The 24,369-nt window shown below is 50.3% G+C and carries 29 protein-coding genes and 1 pseudogene; 5 read left to right on the top strand and 25 right to left on the bottom strand.

What is annotated here, in order from left to right; all coding sequences use genetic code 11:
• Positions 1–123 precede the first annotated feature (123 nt).
• The gene (locus T320_RS01345) at positions 124–1,047 is read left to right on the top strand and encodes a YihY/virulence factor BrkB family protein (protein ID WP_037352197.1); all 924 of its coding nucleotides are present in this window, start codon (positions 124–126) and stop codon (positions 1,045–1,047) included.
• A 50-nt stretch (positions 1,048–1,097) separates the two neighbouring features.
• Here T320_RS01345 and T320_RS01340 read toward each other — a convergent pair whose 3' ends face one another.
• The 21 genes and pseudogenes from T320_RS01340 to T320_RS01255 all read right to left on the bottom strand — a co-directional run bounded on the left by T320_RS01340 (position 1,098) and on the right by T320_RS01255 (position 20,060).
• Positions 1,098–1,739, bottom strand: coding sequence for an MBL fold metallo-hydrolase (locus tag T320_RS01340; protein ID WP_037352195.1), 642 nt, complete (start codon positions 1,737–1,739; stop codon positions 1,098–1,100).
• Between the two features lie 19 nt (positions 1,740–1,758).
• A complete protein-coding gene (locus tag T320_RS01335) occupies positions 1,759–2,358 on the bottom strand; it encodes a lysophospholipid acyltransferase family protein (RefSeq protein ID WP_037352193.1) in 600 nt (199 codons plus the stop codon).
• A 10-nt stretch (positions 2,359–2,368) separates the two neighbouring features.
• Positions 2,369–3,025, bottom strand: a complete 657-nt coding sequence (gene cmk, locus T320_RS01330; RefSeq protein WP_037352191.1) for a (d)CMP kinase — start codon at positions 3,023–3,025, stop codon at positions 2,369–2,371.
• Complete coding sequence (gene aroA, locus T320_RS01325) at positions 3,025–4,323, bottom strand: 3-phosphoshikimate 1-carboxyvinyltransferase (RefSeq protein ID WP_037352189.1); 1,299 nt, start codon at positions 4,321–4,323, stop codon at positions 3,025–3,027. Before aroA ends, cmk begins: the two co-directional genes overlap by 1 nt.
• A gap of 34 nt (positions 4,324–4,357) precedes the next feature.
• A complete protein-coding gene (locus T320_RS01320) occupies positions 4,358–5,599 on the bottom strand; it encodes a BaiN/RdsA family NAD(P)/FAD-dependent oxidoreductase (RefSeq protein ID WP_037352185.1) in 1,242 nt (413 codons plus the stop codon).
• Positions 5,596–6,327 (bottom strand): pseudouridine synthase, encoded by a 732-nt coding sequence (locus tag T320_RS01315; RefSeq protein WP_037352182.1) that lies wholly within the window; start codon positions 6,325–6,327, stop codon positions 5,596–5,598. Before T320_RS01315 ends, T320_RS01320 begins: the two co-directional genes overlap by 4 nt.
• The gene (locus T320_RS01310; protein WP_231465819.1) at positions 6,327–7,550 is read right to left on the bottom strand and encodes a D-alanyl-D-alanine carboxypeptidase family protein; all 1,224 of its coding nucleotides are present in this window, start codon (positions 7,548–7,550) and stop codon (positions 6,327–6,329) included. The genes T320_RS01315 and T320_RS01310 overlap by 1 nt, the downstream gene beginning before the upstream one ends.
• A 147-nt stretch (positions 7,551–7,697) precedes the next feature.
• Positions 7,698–8,213, bottom strand: a complete 516-nt coding sequence (locus T320_RS01305; RefSeq protein ID WP_037352177.1) for an O-acetyl-ADP-ribose deacetylase — start codon at positions 8,211–8,213, stop codon at positions 7,698–7,700.
• Positions 8,210–8,956 carry an NAD-dependent protein deacylase gene (locus tag T320_RS01300; RefSeq protein WP_037352175.1) on the bottom strand — a complete coding sequence of 249 codons (747 nt, stop codon included), beginning with the start codon at positions 8,954–8,956 and terminating at the stop codon, positions 8,210–8,212. Before T320_RS01300 ends, T320_RS01305 begins: the two co-directional genes overlap by 4 nt.
• 26 nt (positions 8,957–8,982) lie before the next feature.
• Positions 8,983–9,267: a DUF1653 domain-containing protein gene (locus T320_RS14775; protein WP_197019345.1), complete on the bottom strand. Its 285-nt coding sequence runs from the start codon at positions 9,265–9,267 to the stop codon at positions 8,983–8,985.
• A gap of 316 nt (positions 9,268–9,583) precedes the next feature.
• Positions 9,584–9,778 carry a hypothetical protein gene (locus T320_RS01290; protein ID WP_037352172.1) on the bottom strand — a complete coding sequence of 65 codons (195 nt, stop codon included), beginning with the start codon at positions 9,776–9,778 and terminating at the stop codon, positions 9,584–9,586.
• A gap of 32 nt (positions 9,779–9,810) precedes the next feature.
• Positions 9,811–9,951, bottom strand: coding sequence for a hypothetical protein (locus T320_RS14770; RefSeq protein ID WP_197019344.1), 141 nt, complete (start codon positions 9,949–9,951; stop codon positions 9,811–9,813).
• 154 nt (positions 9,952–10,105) lie between these two features.
• The gene (locus tag T320_RS15100) at positions 10,106–10,201 is read right to left on the bottom strand and encodes a hypothetical protein (RefSeq protein ID WP_369793425.1); all 96 of its coding nucleotides are present in this window, start codon (positions 10,199–10,201) and stop codon (positions 10,106–10,108) included.
• Between the two features lie 53 nt (positions 10,202–10,254).
• Positions 10,255–10,491, bottom strand: coding sequence for a hypothetical protein (locus T320_RS14905; protein WP_231465828.1), 237 nt, complete (start codon positions 10,489–10,491; stop codon positions 10,255–10,257).
• Between the two features lie 48 nt (positions 10,492–10,539).
• A pseudogene (locus tag T320_RS15035) lies at positions 10,540–10,644 on the bottom strand (sigma factor-like helix-turn-helix DNA-binding protein); the annotation flags it as partial.
• 233 nt (positions 10,645–10,877) lie between these two features.
• Positions 10,878–11,294 (bottom strand): putative toxin-antitoxin system toxin component, PIN family, encoded by a 417-nt coding sequence (locus T320_RS01280; RefSeq protein WP_037352170.1) that lies wholly within the window; start codon positions 11,292–11,294, stop codon positions 10,878–10,880.
• A 6-nt stretch (positions 11,295–11,300) separates the two neighbouring features.
• The gene (locus T320_RS01275) at positions 11,301–11,582 is read right to left on the bottom strand and encodes an AbrB/MazE/SpoVT family DNA-binding domain-containing protein (RefSeq protein ID WP_231465818.1); all 282 of its coding nucleotides are present in this window, start codon (positions 11,580–11,582) and stop codon (positions 11,301–11,303) included.
• 182 nt (positions 11,583–11,764) lie between these two features.
• Entirely contained in the window at positions 11,765–12,067 is a 303-nt protein-coding gene (locus T320_RS01270; protein WP_026760702.1) for a TIGR04076 family protein, read from the bottom strand.
• 32 nt (positions 12,068–12,099) lie between these two features.
• The gene (locus T320_RS01265) at positions 12,100–13,440 is read right to left on the bottom strand and encodes an MATE family efflux transporter (protein ID WP_037352168.1); all 1,341 of its coding nucleotides are present in this window, start codon (positions 13,438–13,440) and stop codon (positions 12,100–12,102) included.
• 12 nt (positions 13,441–13,452) lie between these two features.
• The gene (locus T320_RS01260; protein WP_037352166.1) at positions 13,453–16,527 is read right to left on the bottom strand and encodes an amino acid adenylation domain-containing protein; all 3,075 of its coding nucleotides are present in this window, start codon (positions 16,525–16,527) and stop codon (positions 13,453–13,455) included.
• A 134-nt stretch (positions 16,528–16,661) separates the two neighbouring features.
• Positions 16,662–20,060 (bottom strand): DNA polymerase III subunit alpha, encoded by a 3,399-nt coding sequence (locus tag T320_RS01255; protein ID WP_231465817.1) that lies wholly within the window; start codon positions 20,058–20,060, stop codon positions 16,662–16,664.
• 115 nt (positions 20,061–20,175) lie between these two features.
• On the opposite strand from T320_RS01255, the gene T320_RS01250 reads away from it, so the two are divergent.
• Positions 20,176–20,436: a hypothetical protein gene (locus T320_RS01250; RefSeq protein ID WP_026760706.1), complete on the top strand. Its 261-nt coding sequence runs from the start codon at positions 20,176–20,178 to the stop codon at positions 20,434–20,436.
• Between the two features lie 63 nt (positions 20,437–20,499).
• Here T320_RS01250 and mtnN read toward each other — a convergent pair whose 3' ends face one another.
• The gene (mtnN, locus tag T320_RS01245; RefSeq protein ID WP_051608527.1) at positions 20,500–21,240 is read right to left on the bottom strand and encodes a 5'-methylthioadenosine/S-adenosylhomocysteine nucleosidase; all 741 of its coding nucleotides are present in this window, start codon (positions 21,238–21,240) and stop codon (positions 20,500–20,502) included.
• Positions 21,241–21,393: 153 nt separating this feature from the next.
• Between mtnN and T320_RS01240 the strand changes: the two genes are divergently transcribed.
• Genes T320_RS01240 through T320_RS13775 form a run of 3 tightly spaced genes read left to right on the top strand, consistent with a single transcriptional unit; the run spans position 21,394 to position 23,403 of the window.
• A complete protein-coding gene (locus T320_RS01240; RefSeq protein WP_026760707.1) occupies positions 21,394–21,591 on the top strand; it encodes a hypothetical protein in 198 nt (65 codons plus the stop codon).
• 59 nt (positions 21,592–21,650) lie between these two features.
• Entirely contained in the window at positions 21,651–22,751 is a 1,101-nt protein-coding gene (hydE, locus tag T320_RS01235; RefSeq protein ID WP_051608526.1) for a [FeFe] hydrogenase H-cluster radical SAM maturase HydE, read from the top strand.
• Positions 22,702–23,403 carry a hypothetical protein gene (locus T320_RS13775; protein WP_051608525.1) on the top strand — a complete coding sequence of 234 codons (702 nt, stop codon included), beginning with the start codon at positions 22,702–22,704 and terminating at the stop codon, positions 23,401–23,403. The genes hydE and T320_RS13775 overlap by 50 nt, the downstream gene beginning before the upstream one ends.
• Here T320_RS13775 and T320_RS01225 read toward each other — a convergent pair.
• The 3 genes from T320_RS01225 to T320_RS14490 form a co-directional block, all read right to left on the bottom strand.
• Positions 23,388–23,873 (bottom strand): hypothetical protein, encoded by a 486-nt coding sequence (locus tag T320_RS01225; RefSeq protein WP_037352164.1) that lies wholly within the window; start codon positions 23,871–23,873, stop codon positions 23,388–23,390. The genes T320_RS13775 and T320_RS01225 overlap by 16 nt on opposite strands.
• A 115-nt stretch (positions 23,874–23,988) precedes the next feature.
• Positions 23,989–24,153, bottom strand: a complete 165-nt coding sequence (locus T320_RS01220; protein ID WP_197019343.1) for a hypothetical protein — start codon at positions 24,151–24,153, stop codon at positions 23,989–23,991.
• The gene (locus T320_RS14490; protein ID WP_197019342.1) at positions 24,140–24,307 is read right to left on the bottom strand and encodes a hypothetical protein; all 168 of its coding nucleotides are present in this window, start codon (positions 24,305–24,307) and stop codon (positions 24,140–24,142) included. The genes T320_RS01220 and T320_RS14490 overlap by 14 nt, the downstream gene beginning before the upstream one ends.
• Between the last annotated feature and the right edge of the window lie 62 nt (positions 24,308–24,369).

Genomic DNA, 24,369 nt, shown 5'->3' with positions numbered 1-24,369 from the left:
TCATTGATTAAAACTTATCCCGCTCTTAATATACAGGATATTCCCTTGGGTGTAAATAGGAAAATGCGCGGTGAAGGACGAATACTTATAGGAAATGATGGATATCGGCAAGGAGAAAGAGTTATGGATAAATTGGTGCAGAGCCTGTTAAAGCGGCTTACGCCTCTTTGGGAGACGCTTTACTTCTTCTATCAGCGCTTTACGGATTACCATCGCATTGCCAGCTGGTTTGATATGGCTTCGGGAACGACGTATTATTTCCTGTTGGGCTTTCTGCCCTTTCTGGTGTTTACGGTCAATCTGATGCTGTTTGTCATGGCGGCGCAGGTGGATGCCATTTACGGTGTGGCAGCGCATTATCTGCCGGAGCGGATGGCGGGGCCGTTGATGAGCGACATTACCCGCATTATGGCCAGCCGCAGTTCCCTGTGGATGTGGGTGACGGGGCTTTTCTCCCTGTACAGTTTTGTGCAGGGGCTGGTGATTCTGACCCGGGCTACGGACAGTCTGGATTATGCGCAGACGGAAAACATAGCGCGGGATAACCGCCACAATGTTCTGGTGTATGCCAAGGGCATTATCTTTACCTTTGGCCTCATGGTGGTGATTTTCCTTTCTTTGGGGCTGCCTGTTTTTGGCAATTCACTGGTGTATTATCTGAATGAAAGCAGTCACTTCCCCGCCTTTTTCCTCTGGCTATGGAATTTCCTGCGGGTTTTCCTGCCGTTTGTGGTGCTCGTGGTGTGGCTGACCTTCTTCTATATCTTTGCCCCCCACTCCTACACGCCGCCCTTCCGGCAGGCATTAATCACGGCTCTGCTGGTCACTTGCTTGTGGCTGGCGGTTACGGGGATTTACGGCTGGTTCATGACCCTCATTCCAAGCATGGGCATTGCCTATGGCTCCCTCTTTGGGCTCTTTGCCCTGTTCGTGTGGTTTAAGTTTATTGTCAGCTTTATCATTTATGGCATTGAGTTTCTCATGGCCCTAAATGAAATCGAATTGCGGCGTAAGATTGCCGCCCTGCAGGCCAAGCAGGCGAAATAAAAATGACATCTGACCGGTCTTTTTTTGACAAGTCAGATGTCATTTTTGCTTTATTTGAGGCGCCCGGCGTACCAGGGCATCTTGCGTTCATGCTCCACGGTGGTTTCTTCCGAGTGAGCGCTCAGCAGGATGGTTTCCGGCGGCAGGGTCAGCAGGCGGTCCGTGATATGGCGCAGCAGGGTTTCTTCATCCCCGCCGGGCAAATCGGTGCGGCCGTAGCTTTCGCGGAAGACACAATCCCCTACAAAGGCGATGCCGTCCTTTTCGCTGTAGAAGGCACAGCCGTCGGAGGTATGGCCGGGACAATGGATGAGCTGCAGCTTGTGGTCAGGATTGTCCTTTAAGGTGATTAAGGCGTTGTGAGGCAGGTACGTGACATCATGGAGGATGATTTCCTTCCGCAGCTGGCTCGAAAGATTCCAGTCGGGATTTTCTGCGTAGTTCTTGCCGTTCTCCTGCATAATGACCTCGGCGCCCCAGGCTGCCTGCAATTCGTTTACTGCAGCGATATGGTCGAAGTGGCCGTGGGTCAGCAGGATTTTTTCAATGACAAAGCCCCTATCTTCCGCAACTTTTTTGAGTTTGGCGGCTTCGGCGCCTGGGTCGATAATGAAGCCATGCTTGCTTTCCTCGTCAATGTAGAAGTAAACATTGGTAGGAAGATATTCCGTGACGGTAACCTGCAAAATCATGTGTCTCACCTCATATTCGTTAATCCTGATATTCAGCTTTCATGGCGGCGATTTTATCCATAATGCTCTGGGAAAATGCTTCCAGAGCTTCTTTGTCTTTATGGTTGCCTTCAAACTTCATGGGTTCGCCGTAGATAACCTTGAGCTTCGGGAAATGTTCTCCACCCGCAAAAATCTTATCGGTGCCGATGATGGCAGCCGGCACGATGGGCGCTTTGCTCATGGCGGCGATAAGACCGACACCGGCTTCGGCTTTGCCGAGTTTTCCGGTACGGCTGCGGGTGCCTTCCGGGAACAGGCCGAGGCAGCGGCCCTCTTTGAGCACCTGCATGGCGGCTTTTATGGCGCCACGGTCAGCAGCTCCCCGCTTTACGGGAAAGGCATGGCAGGCGGTAATGGCCCGGCCAAAGATGGGATTCTTGAAGAGTTCAATCTTGGCCATATAGCTTACCGGGCGGTGCAGGAAGGTGGCGACAAAAGGCGGATCCCAGTTGCTCATGTGGTTGGCGGCCAGAATCACGGCGCCGTCTTTTGGCATATTCTCCCGGCCGTAGATTTCGGCGCGGAAAAAGAGTTTGAAGAAAATGCTGAAAATCAGCTGTAACAGACTATATAACATGATGCACCTCTTATTTGCACATGGAGAGGATGCGCTCTACTACTTCGTCAATGGACAGGCCCGTGGTGTCGAGCAGCGTGGCATCTTCAGCCTGTACCAGCGGGCTGATTTCGCGTTCGCTGTCGGCTTTGTCGCGGGCGGCGATATCGGCTTTCATCTGTTCCATGTCGATGGTATAGCCTTTTTCCGTGAGCTCTTTGTGGCGGCGGCGGGCGCGTTCTTCAATGGAGGCAGTCAGGAAAATCTTGACATCTGCATTGGGCAGGACGTTGGTGGCGATATCACGGCCATCCATGAGCACGCTGCCCCGCTCACCCATCTTGCGCTGCAGGTCTACCATCTTTTCGCGGACAGGGCCAAGGGCAGCGACCTGGGACACGATAGCGCTGACTTCCGGCGTGCGGATTTCGCCCGTCACATCGGTGCCGTCTACGGCAACGGTGGTTTTGCCGTCCTTGTACTGCAGGTCTACATCAATATCCTTGACCACTTCGAGAATCAGCTCGTCGGTGACGTCCTTCTTCTGCTGCAGGGTTTTCCAGGCTACGGCACGGTACATGGCGCCGGTATCGATATAGGTATAGCCGAGTTTCTTGGCGGCTAACTGAGCCACGGTGCTTTTGCCTGCTCCGGCAGGGCCGTCGATTGCTACTACTAAATTCTTCATTACTGTATTTCCTCCAAAGTCTGATAAAATTCGGGATACGAGATATTGACGCACTGGGGATTTTGAATCTCCACGCCAGCGCCCACGGTGCCGAGGATGGCTAGGGACATGGCAATGCGGTGGTCGTCATAGGAAAAGGCCGTTGCATTTTGCAGTTTGGCACCGCCATGAATCACAAGGCCGTCCTCGCGTTCTTCTACAGCGCCAGGTGCCAGCTTGTTGAATTCCTTGGCAATGGCCATGAGGCGGTCGGTTTCCTTGACGCGCAGTTCGCCTGCTCCTGTAATCACGGTATCGCCTTGGGCACAAAGGGCCGCCACGGCGATAATGGGGATTTCGTCAATCAGGCGCGGCATGATTTCAGCACCGAAAGTCACGCCCTTGAGGTCGCTGTATTCCACCAGCATATCCGCTGCGGCTTCCCCGCCGCTTGTGCGTTCATTCTGCAGGGTAATCTTGGCGCCCATGTCCTTGAGTACATCGAGAATACCTGTGCGGGTGGGATTGATGCCCACGTTCTTTAAGAGCAGTTTGCTGCCGGGCACGATGCTGCCAGCTACGAGCCAATAGGCGGCAGAACTGATATCGCCGGGCACTTCGATTTCCTGCGGTGCCGTGAATTTTTCTACGGGCTGGATGGTTACAGCCGTGCCTTCGCGCTTGAGCTGCACACCGAAGGCCGCGAGCATCTGTTCCGTATGGTCACGAGAGACAAAGGGTTCCTTGACCGTCGTTTCGCCCTCGGCAAACATGCCGGCCAGCAAAATAGCCGATTTTACCTGCGCACTGGCAACCGGGCTGTCGTAGTGCATGCCGTGAAGTTTTTCCTGGGCAGGTACTACGGTGATGGGCAGTTTCGCATTGTTTTCGCGGCCGTAAATCTGTGCGCCCATCTGGGAGAGCGGCTTGATTACCCGGCCCATGGGGCGCTTGTGCAGGGAAGCATCCCCCGTGAAGGTGGAAAGAAAGGGCTGGGCGGCCAAAATACCCATCAAGAGGCGCAGGGTTGTGCCGGAGTTGCCCGCATCCAGAATGGTTGCCGGTTCCTTGAGTCCATGCAGGCCATTACCCGTGACGATAAGCTCCGTGTCGCTGATGAATTCGACTTTTGCACCGAGTGCTTCCATGCAGGCTGCGGTGGACATGCAGTCCTGTGCGTGCAGGAAGTTCTTGATGCGCACCGGCGTATCCCCAAGGGCAGAGAACATGACACTGCGATGGGAAATGGACTTGTCACCGGGTATTACGATTTCGCCTTGCAGGCCCTGACGGGCTTTTTCAATCTGGATTTTTTCCATTCAGACAACCCCTTTGTTTTATAGGTATATATGATTAATCGTTCCACACACTCCAGTTGCCAGCGGCTGCGCCCATGGAAAAGGCCGCTTGCAGATTGTAGCCGCCGGTATAAGCGTCCACATCCACCACTTCGCCGGCAAAGTACAAGCCTTTGACGAGTTTGGACTCCATGGTCTTGGGATTGATTTCCTTGACGGAAATCCCGCCTGCCGTCACAATGGCTTCGGCAATCGGCCTTGCTTTCGTGATGGTCAGCGGCAAATGCTGCAAAGTCTGTCCCAAACGATGGCGTTCTTCCACCGTTATCTGATGCACAGGCTTATCCATTTCGAGGAACGCCGCATCGAGCACCGGCTCGATGAGCTTATGCGGCAGTAAATCCACCATGGCATTGCCCAGCTGCTTGCGCTGATACTTGGTAAAATCCCGCTGCAGGCGGGCATCCAGCACATCTTCGGCTAGCGCGGGTTTTAAGTTGAGCTCAAGTTCCACAAAGGAATCATTGGCTAGTGCCTCGGTAGCTGCCCGGCTTAGGGAAAGGATGATGGGGCCGGTTACGCCGAAATGGGTAAACATCATTTCCCCGAACATATCCGTCTTTTTCTCGCCGTCTACCAAGAGCGTGGCCTTTACATTGCGCAGGGATAGGCCCTGTACGGATTTTACCCAATCTTCCTCGGTTTCCAGAGGAACCAGCGACGGGTGGATATCCACCAGCGTATGGCCGAGTTTCTGCGCCATCTTATAGCCGTCGCCTGTGGAGCCGGTGCCGGGGTAAGATGCCCCGCCGGTGCAGAGGATTACGGCATCGGCTTTGAAGCTGGCACCGCTCTGCAATTTCACAGCCTTTACTTCCCCGTCCTGGGCGAGAATTTCGCTGACCGGGCTGTCGGTTTCGATTTTGACATCGAGTTCATGGAGTTTATGCACCATGGCATCCACGACATCCTGGGCCTTGTCGCTGACGGGAAACACACGCTGGCCGCGTTCCACCTTGGTCGGTACGCCCTGCGACTCGAAGAAGTAGATAACATCCTCATTGTCATAGGCCCGCATGGAGCTGTTGAGAAATTTGCCGTTGCCGTGGATATTTTTGATGATTTCGGGCACGGTGGCGGCATTGGTGATATTGCAGCGGCCCTTGCCAGTAATCAGCATCTTCTTGCCGGGGCGCTTCATTTTTTCGAGTATGGTAACATCAGCGCCGTTCTCCGCCGCCTTGATGGCTGCCATCATGCCTGCGGGGCCGGCACCGATTACAATGATTTTTTTCATGATTGTTCTAAACCTGCTATACGATAGAGTTCTGCAACTTCTTCAGCGGTCAAAGGGCGGTAATGACCACGCTTGACGCCTGCCAAGGTCAGATCCGCAAATTTCACCCGCTTCAAGGCCCGTACATCGGAGCCAATGGCGGCAAACATCCGGCGCACCTGCCGGTTGCGGCCCTCATGAATGGTGATTTCCACCTTGGCGTCATCCTCGGCGGTGTCCAATAGCTTTACTACAGCCGGAGCCGTGAGCCCGTCTTCGAGCTGAATGCCCTGGCGTAATTTGTCCAAAGCATTTTCTGTGGGAATCGGCGTGACTCTGGCGATATAGGTCTTATTGACCTTGTAGCGGGGATGCAACAGGCCATTCATCAGATTGCCGTCATTGGAAATTAGGAGCAGCCCTTCCGTGTTGTTGTCGAGACGCCCCAAGGGATAGACCCGCTCTTTGACCTCGGGCAATAAGTCCAGTACTGTGCGCCGCCCGCGCTCGTCCTTGGCCGTGGAAAGATAGCCTTTGGGTTTATTGAGCAGGAAGTAGACTTTTTCCTCGGCAAAGGTCAGGGGCTTGCCGTCCACGCAGATGTGCTGGCGGCTGCTGTCGTACTTGCCCCCCAGCTCGGTGATGGTCTTGCCGTCAACAGTTACTCGTCTTGCAAGAATAAGCCCCTCTGCCGCCCGCCGGGAAGCAATTCCCGCCTTGGCAATGATTTTTTGCAAGCGTTCTTCCATCAGAACAGTCCTTTCCAGAAATCACGCAGCGTTTTTAAGAGATTGTCCCAGAAGGAATAATATTCCACATCCTGAGCGGCCAAAAGATAGATGGAACCTTGGGCTTTGCCGTCATAGTAGCAGATTACCTTGCCGATGACATCGCCCTTTTTTATCGGGGCGGCAACTTCGTGCGGTACTTCCACCTTGCGCTCCACCTTGGCTGTTTCGCCGGTCTTTTCCACGGCGACCAAGGATTCAGCGGCGACAAGTTCCAATTCATCATGGCGGCCATCGGCAACATCTACTTTTGCCACCACTTCGCCCTTCTTGACCAAAGTCTTGGGATGGGCATTCTGGAAGCCGTAGTCGAGCAGGGCAATGGAATCGTTCCACATATAGTAGCTGTCCAGCACCACCGCTACGAGCTGCATACCGTCGCGGCGGGCGGCGGATACCAGGCAGCGGCCTGCGGCATCCGTGTAGCCTGTCTTGACGCCGTTAGCCCCGCGATAGAGCCAGAGCATCTGATTCTCATTGCGCAGTTTCTTGGCCGGGTCTTTTACCCAGTCATAGAGCGCTTCCTGCTTGCCCACGATTTCCTCGAAATGCGGCAGGCTGTAGCCGTAGGCGGCGATTTTGGCCAAATCATAGGCCGTGGTGTAATGCTTTTCATCCGGCAGGCCGTTGGGGTTCATGAAATGGGTGCTGTTAGCCCCAAGCTCCTCGGCCTTGTCATTCATCATGCGCACAAAGGCGGGCACGCTGCCTGCGATATGCTCAGCTACAGCGACAGTGGCATCATTGCCGGAATGCATCATCATGCCGGTCAGAAGCTCGCCCAGAGGAATTTTATCGCCTTGCACCAGCCAGAGCGTAGAACCTTCCACCCCTTCGGCATTCTTGCTGACGGTAACGATATCGTCCAACTTGCCATGCTCCAGGGCCACAATCAAGGTCATCATCTTCGTGGTGCTGGCCGGATAACGGCGGGCATCAATATCCCGCTCGTAGAGAATCTGTCCCGTTACTGTATCCATTACGATAGCGGAACGGGCCGTCAGCTTTTGCAAGGGGTCGGCAGGACTTACCACAAGTCCCGGAATATTCGGCCTCTCCGGCTGAACGTAGACCTTATCCTGCACTTCGGCAAAAGCAGACGGACTCTGCGGCAAATTTATCATAAAACCAGCAGCCCCCAGCATGAACGCTGTGACTGCTTTACAGGCGATTCTTCGTCTCAAAAACATACACTCCATTAATCTTGTTAATCACATAACAATCATTTTACCATAAAATAAGAAGTTAAGACAAGAAAATTGGCACGGGACTTTGCCCGTGCCACCTGCTACCCTATTCTTCCTCCGTCAAGCTGTTGATATACTTTGGTGTCAGCATTTCTGTAACGCTCCATCATACACCAGCTTTGTCCGCTCATCGAACAATACCCACAGAATTTCGTCAAATGCCTTAGGGTACTCCTTTACGACTTCTCTGACCGCCCCAATGGCAATCTCCGCTGCCTGTTGCACGGGATAGGCGTACACCCCCGTCGATATTGATGGAAAAGCCACGCTGCGGATCCCTCTCTCTATGGCAATCTCCAGTGAGTGACGATAGCAGTCAGCCAGTAGTTCTGCTTCACCGTGTTTTCCGCCATGCCATACCGGCCCCACAGTATGGATGACATGATCGCAAGGTAGCTTATACGCTTTAGTAATTTTCGCCTGCCCTGTCTTGCAGCCACCAAGCGTTCGGCACTCTGCTAAAAGTTCCGGCCCAGCGACTCGATGTATTGCTCCATCCACGCCACCGCCGCCAAGCAGGCTCTCATTGGCGGCATTGACAATGGCATCGGCATAATGCTTTGCTGTAATGTCTCCTAACTCAGTTCTGATTACGGTCATACCGCACCTCCGTTTTTCCTAACCGCTGCACTCAGCACCTTGCCTATTGGTTCCCGAATGACCAGATTAGCACTCATATCTGCCTTGGTAGCAGTTTTATTGATAACCACCAGATTATCGCCCCGAAAATAATCCAATAGACCTGCCGCTGGATACACAGCCAACGAAGTGCCGCCTACAATAAGCGTATCAGCCTTGCGAATTGCCCGCACAGCGGCTTCGATTACCAGTTCATTGAGTGCTTCTTCATATAAAACCACATCTGGCCGCACGATGCCGCTACAGTCTTTACAAATAGGAACCGGTTGGTTTTGCAGGGCATATTCCAGTGTATATTGCCTGCCGCAGTCCATACAATGCCAGTGCATAATTGAGCCATGAAGTTCACACACACTTTCACTACCAGCGCTTTGATGAAGACCATCTATATTTTGAGTGACCACTGCCAGCAGCTTTCCTTTGCTTTCCAACTCAGCCAAAGCATAATGCCCTAAATTGGGCTTGGCATCAAGAAATACCATCTTGGCAAAGAAAAAGTCAAAAAAATCATGTGGGTGGTCACACAGAAAGGTATGAGATACCATTTCTTCCGGGCTGAACTCTCGGTTAAGTTTTTGGTTGTATATACCGTCAGCACTGCGAAAGTCGGGTATGCCTGACTCGGTGGACATACCGGCACCGCCAAAGAATACCATATGGAAACTGGTGGCCATAATTCTCGCCAACTCATCAATCTTGCTCATTGTCTGGCACCTCCATCATGGTACAGTCATTTTTTCTCAAACCGATATTTCTGCCCTGCCTGCGGGTATTTCTCGTAATCAACCTCGCTCATGAACATATCAAGTGGCCGGCAGTATATACCGTAGTTACCATAAAGCGCCTGATACACGCAGTAAATCTCCTGCGACTCTGTGTGCGTGACAGGGCAGGCCACAATCTTATACTCGTTATTCTTGAAGTGGTACCACACTTCTCCACTCTGCGGAATAGCCCTGCGATACTTGGCACCGAGCAATCGCCGCTGCTCCTGATTTTCTTTCATCTCTTCCATCAACGCTTCCTCCCTAGTCGCACAAAGTGGGATGACATTTATGACGGGCTCTTCATAGGGATGGATAGTTCTTATAGCCCGTAAGGTGCTGTTCAGCTTGTCGCTGCTGATATTGACCTCTACCTTGAGCTCCTCTGCCTCACTCACTGTGCCTTCAGTTCCATTATACGGGCTGGCTCCCCGAAGTGGTCTCCATGTACCCTTGACACGAGAGTAAGACAAGCAACTGTCGTATTTGCCAATATGCCCGGCATCAACTGATTGCAACGCACTTTGCAACATAGAAAAATGTGATTCTGGTATGTATATTTCCAGTTTAAGCCAATCCATCGCTATTCCTCGCTATCTCCAACAGACGAGCCAGCCCATCTGCAAACTTCTCATTATCTGCCCTCGTGCGCTTATCTGGGCCTTTCAGATGCACTTTCTTCTTTGATTGTCTGGCTTTTTTCGCCACCTGCTCCGTCTCTTTCACTACAGGGCAGGCGTCAGCATCAACGTAAATACGCATCAGACAAGATTTCCCTCCAGATGACCCAGTCCTCACTTCATCTTCAAGTCCAGCAACACCTTATCCGTCTCCCACGGCGAGTTGGTATCCTGCTTGTCTGCATAGAACTCCTCGACCTGCTCCTTCTGCGACATCTCGCCCTTTATCCGACTGTAAAGGCGGTTCTTAAGCATATCATATAGGTTTGGAATGGGGAAGAATCTATTTTGTAAGCTTTATAGCAGTTACTCCCTCATTCTCAGCCAAATCTTCTACTTTTATCAAAATTCGCTAATGCCACCGCAAATCCTGCTATTCTGGCTATTTTACACTGTTCGCGTACTGGCATTAAATCAGCACAAGGTCAGAAAACAGCGTCCCTGAAGCCGGCCTATACTTCTTAATCATCGTAGTCTCAGCCATTCTGTATTCTCGCTTGTTTATGCCTCTGCCGCAGAAATGACCTTAGCACCACCATTATCACTTGATAGCGAGCTTCACGCCGTAACATTCTCCGAGTCATCTTTCCCACCGAACCTTTCTGCAATATAGCAACGATGTGAACAATACTTACGTCCTGACCTGCCATGAAATTCTTTACCGCAGTGAACGCATACGGCATTGGCCTTCATCAGATGCATATGATGGTTCCACCACCTTATCCGGCAGCCATCCGAGCAAAATTTTTTCTTCTTTCTGCGTAGCACCTGCTCAAGGTGGTTACCACACTGCATGCAGACATCCCCCCCTGCTCTGCCAAGCAAATTATTCCTGCGACAGTAGGACTTGACCGTACTAAGCGGTATCCCCAACAGGCGGGCAATTCTGCCATACCCCAGCCCATTTTCTCTAAGTTGAACAATTACTTTCCTATCCTTGTCTGTCATGGCACTTTAAAGTTGCACACCCTGCAAACACCGTCCTCCTGTTTGCACCCCCTTCGGAGCCGCAACACCACAAATCCCTGCCTATATCCTTTCCCCCTTCTGCCTATGCAACTTCCCCACAATGCAAAAACACCTCGAAGCCCCTTATTTCATCGGGTTTCGAGGTGTTTTTCTCTCTGCTTGCTTGTATCAATTCGGTTATGAAGTTGTCATTGATATTTTATTTGACGCAATCAAACGGAGTTATTATTTTCCATCATTAGAAAATCTGCTGCTGTCATTATTTTCGGAATGCTTATTCCCGATTCTAGGAAATCTTTATCTCCAGTCAGTATAACATCCACTCGCGATGCCACAGCAGCTCTCATAATGCCCCTGTCATTTACATCTCGAATTGACTTTTCCTCTTCTGTCAACTCATCCGGCACTTGTACTACCTCTATGACGGAAAGAGCCATTGCCAAAAATTGCTCCATTGCAGATATCTTCTTAGGGAACTTTCTGTTGAAGATGCGCCGAAGTTCATCTATATTTTGGGTACACACCACTCCTGAGTTAGGATAGGACACTGCCTTTACATAAGCTTGAAAAGGAGTTCCATTCCCTAATATTGCAGAAATCAGTATGTTGGTGTCAATCAGTATACGCATCTTTCCTTATTCTCCCTCGCTGCGTATATCTTTTACCAGATTATTGACTGCCTCATCGGTAACCAACCCAGTTCTTTCAGCTTCGTCTGACATTTCGTTCTGCAGCATCTGCATGGCGTATATAGCAGAATTAACCATGCGAACAGAACCATTTTCAACAATAAAAGTTACCCTACTTCCACTATCTAGCCCCAATACATTTCTTACATCCTTAGGAATAGTCACCTGTCCCTTTGCCATTACTTTAGCATTATCTATAAAAGTATCCGGCACATTTACCGCCATCATAATGAATCCCTCCTGTATAAAGTAGGAAAATCCCTACTTTTACTATATCATACCACCATCACAGAGTAAAGCAAAAATCATGGTCATTACCTGTCATTTGGCACGGGACTTTGCCCGTGCCATTCTTTCCCTATGCGCCATTGCTATTATAAGCCACACCATTGCAACCGCGGTCCGTCATCCTAATCCACCACCTCTAGCAGAAAACTTACCGGACGGAACCCATCATTGCAGGAAATCATAGCTGACCGAGGATTTTTCATCCAACCATCGTAGAAGTTCTCTGCACCATGTGCCAGCCCCATGACGAATGGCGACATGGTCTCCCAGGCACTTTCGCACAATCCCTCCGGTCTTTGCCAGCCATTGGCGATGAACACAGTGCCTTCCTCTATGTCACAGGCATGCTCTATGGGATTTTCATATTTTTTCATCAAATCCGGGTAGCATGCCTTCCGCACAACCGTTATCCGCACCTTTTTCATGCCAGCACCTCCTGCCATATAAAACCACCATATTATTTCAAACTGTCCCCGCAGTAATCCTTGCGGTATCTGTACAGCAGGCCTGCTGCCAAAAAGACGGATAGAAATTCCGCTGTCGCCTGGGATATCCATAAGCCCTCTGCCCCCATAAACAGCGGGAGGCCGAATATTGCCAGTGTCTGAATAACAAAGGAGCGCATGAGCGCAATAATCCCGGAGATTTTGCCATTGTTGAGGCCCGTGAAGTAAGCCGAGGCATAGACGTTAAAGCCCTGAAAGATAAAGGCGAAGGCAAAGACAGACAAGGCATGTTCTGCCAGCGTACAGACTGCCGTATCATAGCCTACATAAAGCTCTGCGATATAAGAGGCTGTCCAACGGGCTGTAAAGAACATGAGCAAGCCAAACGACAGATTGAGCACGATTCCTTTTTTTAACAGGCTTTTTAGTTCTGGATAGTTCTTTGCTCCAAAATGATAGCCAACGACTGAATTGGCCTCCAAGGCCAATCCGGTAAAGACGGCAGCGAAAATCCCTTCAATGAATATCACTACGCCAAAGGCCGCTACACCATCTTCGCCGAGAAAACGCAATAACTGGATATTGTAAAAGACAAAAATCAACGAATAGGACATATCATCGACCATTTCCGACAGGCCATTGCTGCATGCTGCTAACAGCGGCTGTAGTTCTAGTTTATATGGCTGGAACTGCAGGCTGCTGGAATTGAGGCGTGAAAAGTAAACCCAGGGAATAATCCCATTCAGGCAGGCTCCAATTCCCGTGGCTGCAGCTGCGCCCACCATTCCCCAGTCAAAGGCCACAATAAAGAGATAGTCGAATATGAGATTGCTGAACATATTGGCCAGCGACAAATATAAGCCCAACTGTGGTTTTTCTGCCGTAATTAATATGCTTTGGAATGCATAGCCGACAATCATGACGGGCAGGAAAAGGAACAATGTTCGTCCATAGGGCAGGCCATAAACCATGATATCAGGTGTAGCACCAATTAGGACGGCAATGTCAGGCAGGAAGATAAAGCCGACTACAGCCAAAGCGATACCTAAATAGAGAGCTGTCTTGATTATCATGGTAAAGAGCTGGTTTGCCCGTTCCGGTTCCTGGTTGCCTAATTTTGAGGCAATCAGCGCACTGCCGCCCGTGCCGAACATATAGCCCACAATGGAAAGCAATAGTTGAAACGGATAAATGAGATTAACCGCAGCAAATGCTGTCTTGCCGATATAGTTGGAAACAAAATAGCCGTCAATCACATCATAGGTGATGGCAATCATCACGGTACCTATGGTCGGAGCAGCAAAGAGAAGCAGTTTTTGATAAGTAAAATGGTCCGATAACTTGATGTTCATAACCCTGTGCCTCTAACCAAAGATAATGCTAATGAATTTTTCGATATAGAGATTCTGGAAGGCGCGTATCTTTTTCCGGGAGAATAAATTCCCCGCCCATTCAAATTCCGATTCAAAGCAGCCGGAATTGTTGTCATTCTCCAGAAATTCCAGTTCCAATCTGGCCCCAGGAGCAGAATAAGGATTGGGCAAGGGCAGATAGAAAGGCCGAAGTTCACCCAGTTCATCTGCGTTAATGTTCAACTGGTAGTTAACCTCCATCGGGTCATCCAGGAAGGGCTGGTCGTTGGCTACGAAATAATCATAGCTGGAATGGGCAATCCCATCGGTCACCTGCCGTTTTACCTCGGCCAAAAGAGCGCTGGTGCTGTCTATCTTGTCCATATGTATGCCTACCGGAAGATTTTTAATCAGCATGCCTACGGAATTGGCCGCATAGCTGCCCAAACGGTTATTGAAAATCCAGTTGGTCATAATATCGTTTTTCCCGGAAAACTCATGCAGGGCCTGAATCGCCGCGGCGATGGCAATAACGCTTCGGGATGTGTGCAGCCGCTTCTCGGTTTCGGCCAAATCCACTTCGTCAAAGGGAAGCTGGACTTTGCGCTGTTCTGCCTCCAGATGGTAGGTATCGTCTTTGTCCGGTTCCGGAATCTTGCACCAATCATAACCGCCATAGGTCGTTTGAAAATACGCCTTATCTTCTTCATATTGAGGGGACTCGCGTATTTTTTCTTCATTGGCCAAATAAGCACAATAATAATCCCGCGGTAAATCTTCTCCATTATATGCCCGCATAATATCTGCCAGAACGATACTGAGGGACGAACCATCCATGGCCAGATGATGCACGTCGAAGAACAAATAGGTGTAGCGGTCTGACTTAAACATGCGCACGTTTAGCAGCGGCGCATTAAATACCTTAAAGGGCTTTATCAGCTCGTGGGATAATTTGATGATTTCCAAATCCGACATATATTCGATTTTGACTTCCGGCAGACTTTCCGGCGAATAGACCTGCACCATGTCATTGTCATCATCGAAAATAATCTTCATGGCCAGAGCTGGATGATTATGGATGGCCGCAATAACCGCCTGCTGCAGTTTCTGGGAATCGATGTTCCGGGAAAAGCGGAAGAAATAGGACATATTGTTGAACATGGTAGTCCGCGGCATCATCATCTGATTGTCCACCATCTCCAACTGCATGGGAGAAAGTTTGTGCGGCTGCTGGCGCTCGTAATCGTCTATGGCATCCAGTGATTCGGCATTGCTGCGTTCATCGAGCAGAGCCGCCAAGCGCTCCACCGTTCTTAGCGAGAACACATCTGCACTGGAAATGCCCTTGTCCATCAAATGGGAAACCAGCACCATGCTGGAAAGCGAGTCGCCGCCCAATTGGAAGAAATCATCCTCCACGCTGACGGTTCCTTCATCCAGATGCAGTACCTCAGCAAAAGTCTTGCAAATATACGCTTCACTCTCATTTCGGGGAGCTACATAATTTTCCGTACTCTGAACAGGTGCAATATAGGGTAGCTGCTTGCGGTCGATTTTGCCATTTACCGTCTGCGGCATACTGTCTACATGCAGCATGACGGCCGGAATCATGTACTCGGGGAGGCGGTTCTTCATGAAATCGGTAATATCCTGTATCTGCGGATTGGTATCAGGAGCTGCCGTGAAGTAGCCGGCCAGATAATCCGATTTCCCGGAACGGTTCAAAACCTTAACGGCACAGGAATCCACCTGGGGAAATTCTGCCATGACTTTCTCAATTTCATCGAGTTCAATGCGGAAGCCGCGCAGCTTAATCTGATTGTCAATACGTCCATGAATGCGTATGGTTCCCTGCTCTGTCCACGAGGCCAAATCCCCGCTGTGATAGGCCCGCAGGCCGTTGCAGGTAAAGAAGGCCTTGGCCGTCCTGTCCGGCAGATTGATATAGCCGCGGCCGACACAATCGCCGCAGATAATCAATTCGCCCTTTTCGCCCACAGGCAGAAATTCTCCCTGCTGATCGACGATATAAAACTTGGTATTCACCATCGGCCCGCCGACTACGATTTCGCCTTCCTCTTCCATCAGGGCCGCGGAGCAGCCCATGGTGCATTCCGTCGGCCCATAGACATTCATGATTACACTGTCCTGACGCAGGCTTCTGAGCTTGGTAAAGAGCCCTGCGGGAAATGCCTCGGCACCAACATCATAAAAATCGACATTTTTCAATGCTTCGGCACATTCCGGGATGTTCAAAATGCTAAGCAGAAAAGTCGGCGTACAGGTTATGCCGTTTACTCCCGACTCTTGCATGAGCTTGGCCAGCAGGAAGGGGTCATGGATTTCTTCCTCCGTGGCAATACATACCGTACAGCCATTGGTCAGGGGGACAAACTCCTCTACGATTGACACGTCAAAGGAAAAGGCTGCCAGAGCCAGGGAAACGCGTCCCTCGCGCACATAGTGCATGATTTCCAGGGACTTTTCATCGCGCTGTACATAATTGGCCAGACTGTGCTGTTCAATCATTACGCCCTTGGGCTTTCCCGTAGAACCTGATGTATAAATGACATAGGCCAAATCATCCGGGGCAATGTTTACGGCTTCGGGATAAGAGACATCCGTACTCGCCAAAAGTTCTTCGATGGTGATAACCTCATAATCGCCGTTGAAGTTCCTTGTTTGCCGCAAAGCCTCTGAAGTAATCAGCAGCGGCGCATTGGCATCTGCCAGGCAAAAGTTAATGCGTTCATCCGGGTAGGAAGTCACAAAAGGAAGAAAGGCCGCACCGGCTTTTAAGATGCCCTGCTCTGCCACATAGGCATATTCAGAGCGTGCCAGTGCCACCCCAATGATAATATCCTTGCTCTTTTCCAGGTGATTGATTTTTTGCAGCAAAAAATTGGCCACGCGGCTTGATTGCATATCGAGCTCGCCATAGGACATTTTGCGGCCTGCAGAAATCACGGCTATTTTATCCGGCGTTTTCAACGCCTGCTGATGGATTTGGACGGAAACCGGAACAAAGGGAAAACTGCTCTCTGTATGATTAAATTTATCCTGTTCTGCTAAAAACGTATTGGACATCAAAAGACCCCCTCGCAAAATATTTGCTTATTATTTCGCCGAAAATCCATTTATTTCCTGCCATTATAAAGGAGGCAGGGCATAATAAAAGACCGGTTGACATGTCAATCGGTCTTTATTATGGGGTTATATGGTCAGCGTTTTTTTACGCCTTTAGGCCCTAAAAGAGCTTCCAACTCGGTCAGGGTTTCCGGCGCATTGTCCAGCCAATAGCTTTCGCTGAGTTTTTGCCAGCTGCCGCGATAGAGATAGACAACATGGTCGCCGTGGTGTTTGGCCATGAGCTCCTTCAATTCCTTGAGGAGTTGCTCGCCGCCCTCCGCTGCGGGCATCAGATAATACTCCGGCTGGTATTCTTTTGCAGGCCAGATTTTGTCGGCCAGCAGTTTGACTTCATCATCCCGCAGGTCAACCTTGCCCTGCATGACAACCGGGGTGTCCGGTATCAGCAGATTCATATACTGCAAAAAAGTGCGGGGGAAGATGGTGACTTCGAGCTGTTCCGTGTAATCTTCCACGGTGGTAAAGCACATGGTATCGCCCTTCTTCGTGGTGATGCGCTTGCTTTCCGTAATCAGCCCGGCAATGCGGACCACCTGCTTATCCTTGACGCTTCCCTGCAGGGTTTCAATGCCCGGCAGATGACCGATTCGGTCCTTGTATTCGTCCAAGGGATGTCCTGTGATGTAAAAACCGGTGTTTTCCTTTTCCCAGCCCAGCATGGTGAGTTTGGGAACTTCCTCAACGTCCGGCAGCTGCATATCCGCCGCGTCATCCTGCATAAAGTCACCGAAGAGTCCGAGCTGGCCATGGGCAAAGTCCTTCTGCCGCCTCTGGGCCTCCCCTGTTACCTTGTCGAGCACGGAGAGGAGCTGACTGCGCTTATTGCCCAGCGAGTCAAAGGCTCCGCATTTAATCAGGCTTTCAATGACTCGCTTGTTGACCGTGCCCATATCGAGGCGGGTACAGAAATCCAGCAGGGACTTAAAGTCGCCATCTTTTTGCCGCGCGGACATGATGGCCTTAATGGCGGCGTCTCCTACGTTGCGCACCGCCGCCAAACCAAAGCGGATATCCCCTTTATCTACGCTGAACATGATGTTGCTGGCGTTGATGTCCGGCGGCAGTATCTTAATGCCCATGCGGTGTGCCTGCTCGATATAGACCGGCACCTTGGCTGCGTTGTCCATGACGCTCGTGAGCATGGCCGCCATGAACTCCGCGGGATAATGGGCTTTGAGATAAGCTGTTTGCCAAGCTACGAGTGCATAGGCAGCACTATGGGACTTATTGAAGCCGTAATCGGCAAAGTGCGTCAGAAGGTCGAAGATGGTGTTAGCCAAGTCGGCGTCGATATTGTTGGACGCGCAGCCCTTGAGGAAATTCTCCTTCTGGGCCATCAGGATTTCGTGCTTCTTCTTCCCCATGGCGCGACGTAGGAGGTCGGCCTGGCCCAACGAGAAGCCCGCCAATACCTGCACAATCTGCATAACCTGTTCCTGATAGAGCACCACGCCGAAGGTTTCTTTGAGGATGGGCTCCAAGAGCGGGTGCATATAGGTGACTTCCTTGCGCCCATGACGGCCACCGATAAAGTCATCCACCATGCCACTGCCCAAAGGGCCCGGACGGTACAGGGCTACGGTAGGTATTAAATCCGCAAAGTTCTTCGGGGCCAAATCCTTTACGAGATTGGTCATGCCCGAGGATTCCATCTGGAACACAGCCCCCGTGCGCCCCTCGCAGAGCATCTTGGAGGTCAGTTCGTCTTCCAAGGGGATGGCGTTGATGTCAACAGTTACCCCGCGGGTGGCTTTGATGTTGTTTAAGGTGTCACTGATAACCGTCAGCGTGCGCAGACCCAAGAAGTCCATTTTGAGGAGGCCCAGCTCCTCTACGTGGTCCTTATCAAATTCCGTCACCAAAGTACCTTCGGATACGGAAACTGGCAGATAATCCGTCAGCGGGTGTTTGGCAATAACCACGCCGGCTGCATGGGTGGATGAATGACGGGGCAGCCCTTCCACCTTCCGGGCAAAGTCGATAAGCCGATGCGCATCCTCCGAGGATTCGTAAAGATTGCGGAACTCCGTGGAGGACTTCAGGGCTTTGTCTAAGGTCATTTTTAGTTCGTTGGGAATCAGCTTGGCAATGGTATCCACCTGGGCATAGCTCATGCCCAGGGCACGGCCCACATCGCGGACAGCTCCCTTGGCTGCCATGGTACCGAAGGTGACAATCTGGGCCACATGGTCATAACCATAGCGCTCCTTTACGTAGTCGATAACCTCTTCACGGCGGATATAGCAGAAGTCGATATCAATATCCGGCATGGTCACGCGTTCTGGATTCAGGAAGCGCTCAAAGAGCAAATCGTATTTAAGGGGGTCAAGGTTCGTGATGCCAAGCAGATAAGCGACGATACTGCCTGCTGCCGAGCCGCGGCCCGGGCCAACAGAAATTCCCTGCTCACGGGAGTGATTGATAAAATCCCAAACGATGAGGAAGTAGCTGTCATACCCCATGCGGTGGATGATGGAAAGCTCGTAATCCAAACGCTCCTGCACTTCCTTGGTGACTTCCGGATAGCGGGACGGCAGCGCCTTTTCACAGAGGGCCCGCAAATAGGCTTCATCATCCTTATAGGCTTCGGGAATGGGATAATATGGCAACTGGATATGGCCAAACTCAAAATCCACCTGACAGCGCTCGGCAATCTTTACGGTATTGCTCAGGGCTTCGGGATGGTCCGGGAACAGGGCGGCCATTTCTTCGGAGGATTTCAAGTAATAATCATCGCTGTTGAAGCGCATGCGGTCTGGGTCATCCACCGTCTTGCTCATCTGAATGCAGAGCAGAATATCGTGGAATTCACTGTCCTCGCGGCGTACATAATGGCTGTCGTTGGTGGCCACAAGGCCCAGGCCGTACTTTTCCGCCAGTTCGATAAGGCCTGCATTAGCTGTGCGTTCCTCTGGCAGACCGTGATTTTGGATTTCCAGAAAGTAATTGTCCTTGCCGAAGATATCGATATATTCCTGTATCAGCCGTTCGGCTTTATCCTTGTTGTTCTGGATAAGGGCCTGAGGCACATTGCCCGCGATACAGGCGGACAGGCAGATAATGCCCTCGTGATACTGGCGCAGCAGCTCCATATCCACCCGGGGCTTGTAGTACATGCCTTCAATATTGGCCAGCGACACGAGCTTGACGAGATTCTTATAGCCCGTTTGATTTTCCGCCAGCAAAATCAAATGGTAGTAGCGGACACCGTTGACATCCTGCCGTTCTTGACGTGGGCCGGGCGCTAAGTAGACCTCACAGCCGATAATGGGTTTGATGCCCTGCTTCTTGCATTCCTTGTAAAAGTCAATGGTGCCATACATTACGCCATGGTCGGTGATGGCCAGATGTTTCATGCCCAGCTCTTTGGCCCGTGCTACCAAATCCTTGATGCGGGCGGCACCGTCCAACAGACTGAATTCCGTATGGACGTGCAAATGGGCAAAGTCTATATTGTTAACTGCTTCCATAAGTAGTTCCTTCCTAAACGAAAAACGATTACCCTCTAGTATAGCATAAAACCTTGCCCCCTTGCAGGCTCTTTGCTAAAATATTAGTAACAATAGTTTTCGGGAGGTGCCCGCCATGACCATACACGGAGCCGTCATTATCGAACAGGGAGTGACCTTTGCCATTATCGCAGTGAAACAAACCGTTACCATGTATACTGCCCGTATGGTGCAGACCCGTCACGAACTGGCCCAGTTCTTCCCCAATATGCCCATCATCCTTATGAGTCAGGATAACAGTGGCACACCCCATTACTACGGGAGGAAGGACATTGTGGAATTCCTAAAATCCATCCGGCTGGACCAAATACCGTGGAAAGAGTATCACATCTATTGAACTGTGACTACCCATGCACATAATAAGAACCTGCCTTGGCGAAAACCATGGCAGGTTCTTGTTTTACAATGTGATGTTTTGCACAACCTTCAGTACGAATTGTTGGCAGGCTTTTGCCGATTCCGGCTGGAATTCCTCATCTTGAAATTCTGTATTGGATATGATGCGGATACCCAGGAAGGGAATTTTGTATTGCTGGCAGATTTGTGCGGCAGAATGGACTTCCATTTCCTCACAGGAGGAACCGAACTGTTCATGCAGATAGCGGATGCGTTCTTTTTGACGGTTCCAGGTGTTACTGCTGGCAAAACAGCCATTCACTACTTTTCCACGAGTATACTCAGATGCTGTTTTATGTGCGGCTTCTAATAGTTTCTGGTCACCGGAATAGTAAACAGATTGCGGCAGGAATGTTTTTTCCTGCGGGTCATAGGCATAAGCGCCCATCAGTTCCATGTGCTGCCAGTCTGCTTGCTCCTCTTTGGCTGTGCGATATGAACTGACGTCAAAGGACTGTTTGCCTAACACGATATCAAAGGCTTTTAAGGCAGGATCATGACCGCCTGCAGTCCCTTGATTGATTACAGCGGCAGGATGAAAATGCTCGATGCCTAAGGCGGTAGCTGCTGCAGCATTGGCAGAGCCAATGGAAGTGGCCGCGATTACCAGAGGCTTATCTTTATAGATTCCTTCCACAAAGCGCCACTTTCCCAGTAAATATTCCTGTGGTTGCTCCAAGGAAGCGATAAGCAGTTCGGTTTCCAAATCCATGGCGCCTTGCAGCATGATTATTTTAGTATTCATCAACATTGACTCCCTCTGTCGTTATCTGTTGTTAATGATAGCATTCTTATTTAAGATAAGCAACCGGCGAAACCTTGACATTCCCCATCCGGTCGCTTACCATAAAATTATCTTCTTTTGCATAAAATAAAACTCAAAGGAGCCTTGTCCATTATGGAAATTTTACGCTATATCGTGAATATCGTTTGCTTTATTGCGCTGTTTATTACGCTGGAAGTTGTTTGGGCCAATGTAAAAAGTCACTGGCAGTCCAAAAATCTTTTGGGCTGTGCAGAATATTTAATCGGCGGCATTACGGTACTGTTGGTGCTTATCGCTCTTAGTAATGCAGTAAACAATATGTTCCTTTGATATATTCTGTTATTCTGTGTTGCTGGCCATAATCCTTTTTGAGATGCAGGAGGTCCCATATGCAGGCTATCATTGATAAACTGGAACGAACACATAATCTGTCGGACGATGAATTTGCTGCACTGCTCGCCCCTCTCTCCGCTGACGATGAAAAATATCTTAGCCAACGTGCCTGCTATGTGCGTGAAAAATATTATGGCAAGGATGTTTATATTCGCGGGTTGATTGAATTCACCAATTACTGCCGTAATAACTGCTATTATTGCGGTATCCGTCGGGATAATGCCCATGCCCAGCGTTACCGCTTAACTGCTGAGCAGATTTTATCCTGTTGTCATACAGGCTATCAGCTGGGATTTCGTACTTTTGTCCTGCAAGGTGGCGAGGATGCCTATTTTACGGATGAACGTCTCTGTCAGCTGATAAGGGAAATAAAGAGGCACCATGCAGATTGTGCGGTAACTCTGTCCATTGGGGAACGGAGTAAAGAAAGTTACCAGCGCTTATTCGCGGCCGGTGCTGACCGCTATTTACTGCGCCATGAAACGGCTGATAAAGCGCATTATGAACAGCTGCATCCCGCGGAACTGTCGCACAGTCATCGTCTGCAATGCTTGCGTGACTTAAAGGAAATCGGTTATCAGGTAGGCTGTGGCATGATGGTCGGTTCACCTGGGCAAACGCTCAATTGCCTGATAAAGGACCTGCGCCTATTGCAGGAACTCCAGCCGGAAATGGTCGGCATCGGCCCCTTTATTCCCCAACATGACACGCCCTTTGCACAGGAGGCGGGCGGTACAGCCGCTATGACCGTGCGCCTGCTCTCCATTATCCGTTTGCTTTTGCCGCATGTATTACTGCCTGCCACTACGGCTTTGGGGACAATTGACCCCAAGGGGCGTGAAAAGGGGCTGCTTGCCGGCGCCAATGTGCTGATGCCCAATCTTTCTCCGACGGAAGTTCGCAAGAAATACGCACTCTATGACCATAAAATCTGCACCGGCGAGGAGGCTGCTGAATGTGTCCGCTGTCTCGCCGCCCGCGTGGAATCCACCGGATATAAAATTGTCGTCAGCCGTGGCGACAATATAACGAAGGAGGGGCTATATCATGCAAACCAATCTCACCCGAATCCGCGAACAGACCATAAAGCTATTTGACACAACGCCCCTCATTCCCCACAAAGCTGTTGAAAACATGGGTGAAGCCTGCCATCCCTTTGCAAAGTCCATCTTCTTTTATCACCGGAACAGACAAAAATGGCTGGATATTTCTACACCGAACAGCTACGCTTTTTATCGCCACCTTATTCTCGACAGGATAAATAGTCTTAGTCTGCCATTTATCTATGACATGATTCTGGATGACTATAAGCTCGCCTGGTTTCAACTCTGCAAAGATTATATGAGCCGTGAAGACTTTGCCTATTATCTCAAGCACAGTTGGCTCGATGAAGAGGACCCAAATCAGGACCCGATGGTTGACCGCGAGGAAGTTCTTCGCTATTTTCGGCAGGCTGATAAAACATGCTTGATGAATCCCAGCGACCTTGCTTATTACCAAAATCTTCCCCATACCTTAACCATCTATCGCGGCGTCAGTCCGCACCGGGCAAAGTATGGACTCTCCTGGACAGCTGACCAGGACATGGCCATGTGGTTCAAAAAACGCTATGAAAGCGGCAGCCAAGGACAGCTCTTAACCGCTGTTATCAGCAAAAAGCATGTTTTGGCTTACATTGATGAACGCAATGAGCATGAATTGATTGTCGATGTCTTTAAGATTCAATCACAGATTTATCCGGTTATATGATAACCTAAATACAAAAAAATATTTTGTAAGGGCTGTTTGTCCCGGATATCCAGCCAGTCATCCGGGCGGCTGTTATCGTCAATCAAAATCAAAAGATAGTCAAGTATCAGCCGTCTTGCCGCCCAGAGGCCCACTTCGCTGGCCGTGTATTTTTGACCGGTCAAACGCACGGAGCCTTGCACATAGCTGTCGGCGATAATCATGTCACCCAGCACAGGCACTACGGCTTCCAATGCTGACCAAACAGGCAGGAAAAAATCACCGTTTTTCCTGCCATAATTGGGACTGTGCTCGACAATTTTATACGCCATCTGCAAGGCATGGTTTTGGGCAATATAGGCTATGGGGGTCAAATCTTCATTTCGCAGCGCATCCTGCATGGCATTATAGCGCGCTTGTGGTTCAGCCTTTGTTCTGGCTGCTTTAGCCAGGCGTTCTTCTCTGGCCTTGGCAAAATCGATGATTTCCATTAATACTCCTGAATCGAACCGTTTATTTTATCTGCGGGTATACCCTGCAGGTAAATAAGTATACTATAATCGTTCCCATAATTCTACAACTTATGCTTATTTTCTAAGAGGGGTATCATATCAGCGTATTGATGGTCCTAGCACTTTGTTCCGACAAGGTGGGCGGCCGGTCAGGCAATCTGCCCATTTGCTGTTTGGCTTGTTCGATAAGTTTTTTGGCTTTTTCGACCTCGGCGGCATCACAGGCATTTTGCTTGTATCCGTCTTCAAGTTCCTGCAAATCTTGCGCTAAAATAGCAAGCACTGCCTGCATCGCCCTGCGTTGCTGCGGCGGCAATCTGACGACGGCGTTTGTCTTCGTTGATGGACACCGTGCGTATGGAGGATTCCGTGGTCACTTCGCCGTTCTCGTCAATAAACCTGCGCCTGGGCAAAACTATAAGCTGCCTCTGAAACATAACTGCCTCCAACCTTCACCGGCATTGTAATCAACCTC

Source organism: Selenomonas sp. FC4001, assembly GCF_000701565.1.
GTDB classification, from domain to species: Bacteria; Bacillota; Negativicutes; order Selenomonadales; family Selenomonadaceae; genus Selenomonas_A; species Selenomonas_A ruminantium_B.
Note: the sequence above shows the minus strand (reverse complement) of the source record. Positions and strands in the feature narration are given on the sequence as shown.

What these genes read in the sequence shown, in the direction of transcription:
- T320_RS01345 (WP_037352197.1), top strand. Translation starts at nt 124, where the DNA reads ATGGATAAATTGGTGCAGAGCCTGTTAAAGCGGCTTACGCCTCTTTGG.
- T320_RS01340 (WP_037352195.1), bottom strand. Translation starts at nt 1,739, where the DNA reads ATGATTTTGCAGGTTACCGTCACGGAATATCTTCCTACCAATGTTTAC.
- T320_RS01335 (WP_037352193.1), bottom strand. Translation starts at nt 2,358, where the DNA reads ATGTTATATAGTCTGTTACAGCTGATTTTCAGCATTTTCTTCAAACTC.
- cmk (WP_037352191.1), bottom strand. Translation starts at nt 3,025, where the DNA reads ATGAAGAATTTAGTAGTAGCAATCGACGGCCCTGCCGGAGCAGGCAAA.
- aroA (WP_037352189.1), bottom strand. Translation starts at nt 4,323, where the DNA reads ATGGAAAAAATCCAGATTGAAAAAGCCCGTCAGGGCCTGCAAGGCGAA.
- T320_RS01320 (WP_037352185.1), bottom strand. Translation starts at nt 5,599, where the DNA reads ATGAAAAAAATCATTGTAATCGGTGCCGGCCCCGCAGGCATGATGGCA.
- T320_RS01315 (WP_037352182.1), bottom strand. Translation starts at nt 6,327, where the DNA reads ATGGAAGAACGCTTGCAAAAAATCATTGCCAAGGCGGGAATTGCTTCC.
- T320_RS01305 (WP_037352177.1), bottom strand. Translation starts at nt 8,213, where the DNA reads ATGACCGTAATCAGAACTGAGTTAGGAGACATTACAGCAAAGCATTAT.
- T320_RS01300 (WP_037352175.1), bottom strand. Translation starts at nt 8,956, where the DNA reads ATGAGCAAGATTGATGAGTTGGCGAGAATTATGGCCACCAGTTTCCAT.
- T320_RS14775 (WP_197019345.1), bottom strand. Translation starts at nt 9,267, where the DNA reads ATGGAAGAGATGAAAGAAAATCAGGAGCAGCGGCGATTGCTCGGTGCC.
- T320_RS01290 (WP_037352172.1), bottom strand. Translation starts at nt 9,778, where the DNA reads ATGCGTATTTACGTTGATGCTGACGCCTGCCCTGTAGTGAAAGAGACG.
- T320_RS14770 (WP_197019344.1), bottom strand. Translation starts at nt 9,951, where the DNA reads ATGCTTAAGAACCGCCTTTACAGTCGGATAAAGGGCGAGATGTCGCAG.
- T320_RS14905 (WP_231465828.1), bottom strand. Translation starts at nt 10,491, where the DNA reads ATGCAGTGTGGTAACCACCTTGAGCAGGTGCTACGCAGAAAGAAGAAA.
- T320_RS01280 (WP_037352170.1), bottom strand. Translation starts at nt 11,294, where the DNA reads ATGCGTATACTGATTGACACCAACATACTGATTTCTGCAATATTAGGG.
- T320_RS01275 (WP_231465818.1), bottom strand. Translation starts at nt 11,582, where the DNA reads ATGATGGCGGTAAATGTGCCGGATACTTTTATAGATAATGCTAAAGTA.
- T320_RS01270 (WP_026760702.1), bottom strand. Translation starts at nt 12,067, where the DNA reads ATGAAAAAGGTGCGGATAACGGTTGTGCGGAAGGCATGCTACCCGGAT.
- T320_RS01265 (WP_037352168.1), bottom strand. Translation starts at nt 13,440, where the DNA reads ATGAACATCAAGTTATCGGACCATTTTACTTATCAAAAACTGCTTCTC.
- T320_RS01260 (WP_037352166.1), bottom strand. Translation starts at nt 16,527, where the DNA reads ATGTCCAATACGTTTTTAGCAGAACAGGATAAATTTAATCATACAGAG.
- T320_RS01255 (WP_231465817.1), bottom strand. Translation starts at nt 20,060, where the DNA reads ATGGAAGCAGTTAACAATATAGACTTTGCCCATTTGCACGTCCATACG.
- T320_RS01250 (WP_026760706.1), top strand. Translation starts at nt 20,176, where the DNA reads ATGACCATACACGGAGCCGTCATTATCGAACAGGGAGTGACCTTTGCC.
- mtnN (WP_051608527.1), bottom strand. Translation starts at nt 21,240, where the DNA reads ATGAATACTAAAATAATCATGCTGCAAGGCGCCATGGATTTGGAAACC.
- T320_RS01240 (WP_026760707.1), top strand. Translation starts at nt 21,394, where the DNA reads ATGGAAATTTTACGCTATATCGTGAATATCGTTTGCTTTATTGCGCTG.
- hydE (WP_051608526.1), top strand. Translation starts at nt 21,651, where the DNA reads ATGCAGGCTATCATTGATAAACTGGAACGAACACATAATCTGTCGGAC.
- T320_RS13775 (WP_051608525.1), top strand. Translation starts at nt 22,702, where the DNA reads ATGCAAACCAATCTCACCCGAATCCGCGAACAGACCATAAAGCTATTT.
- T320_RS01225 (WP_037352164.1), bottom strand. Translation starts at nt 23,873, where the DNA reads ATGGAAATCATCGATTTTGCCAAGGCCAGAGAAGAACGCCTGGCTAAA.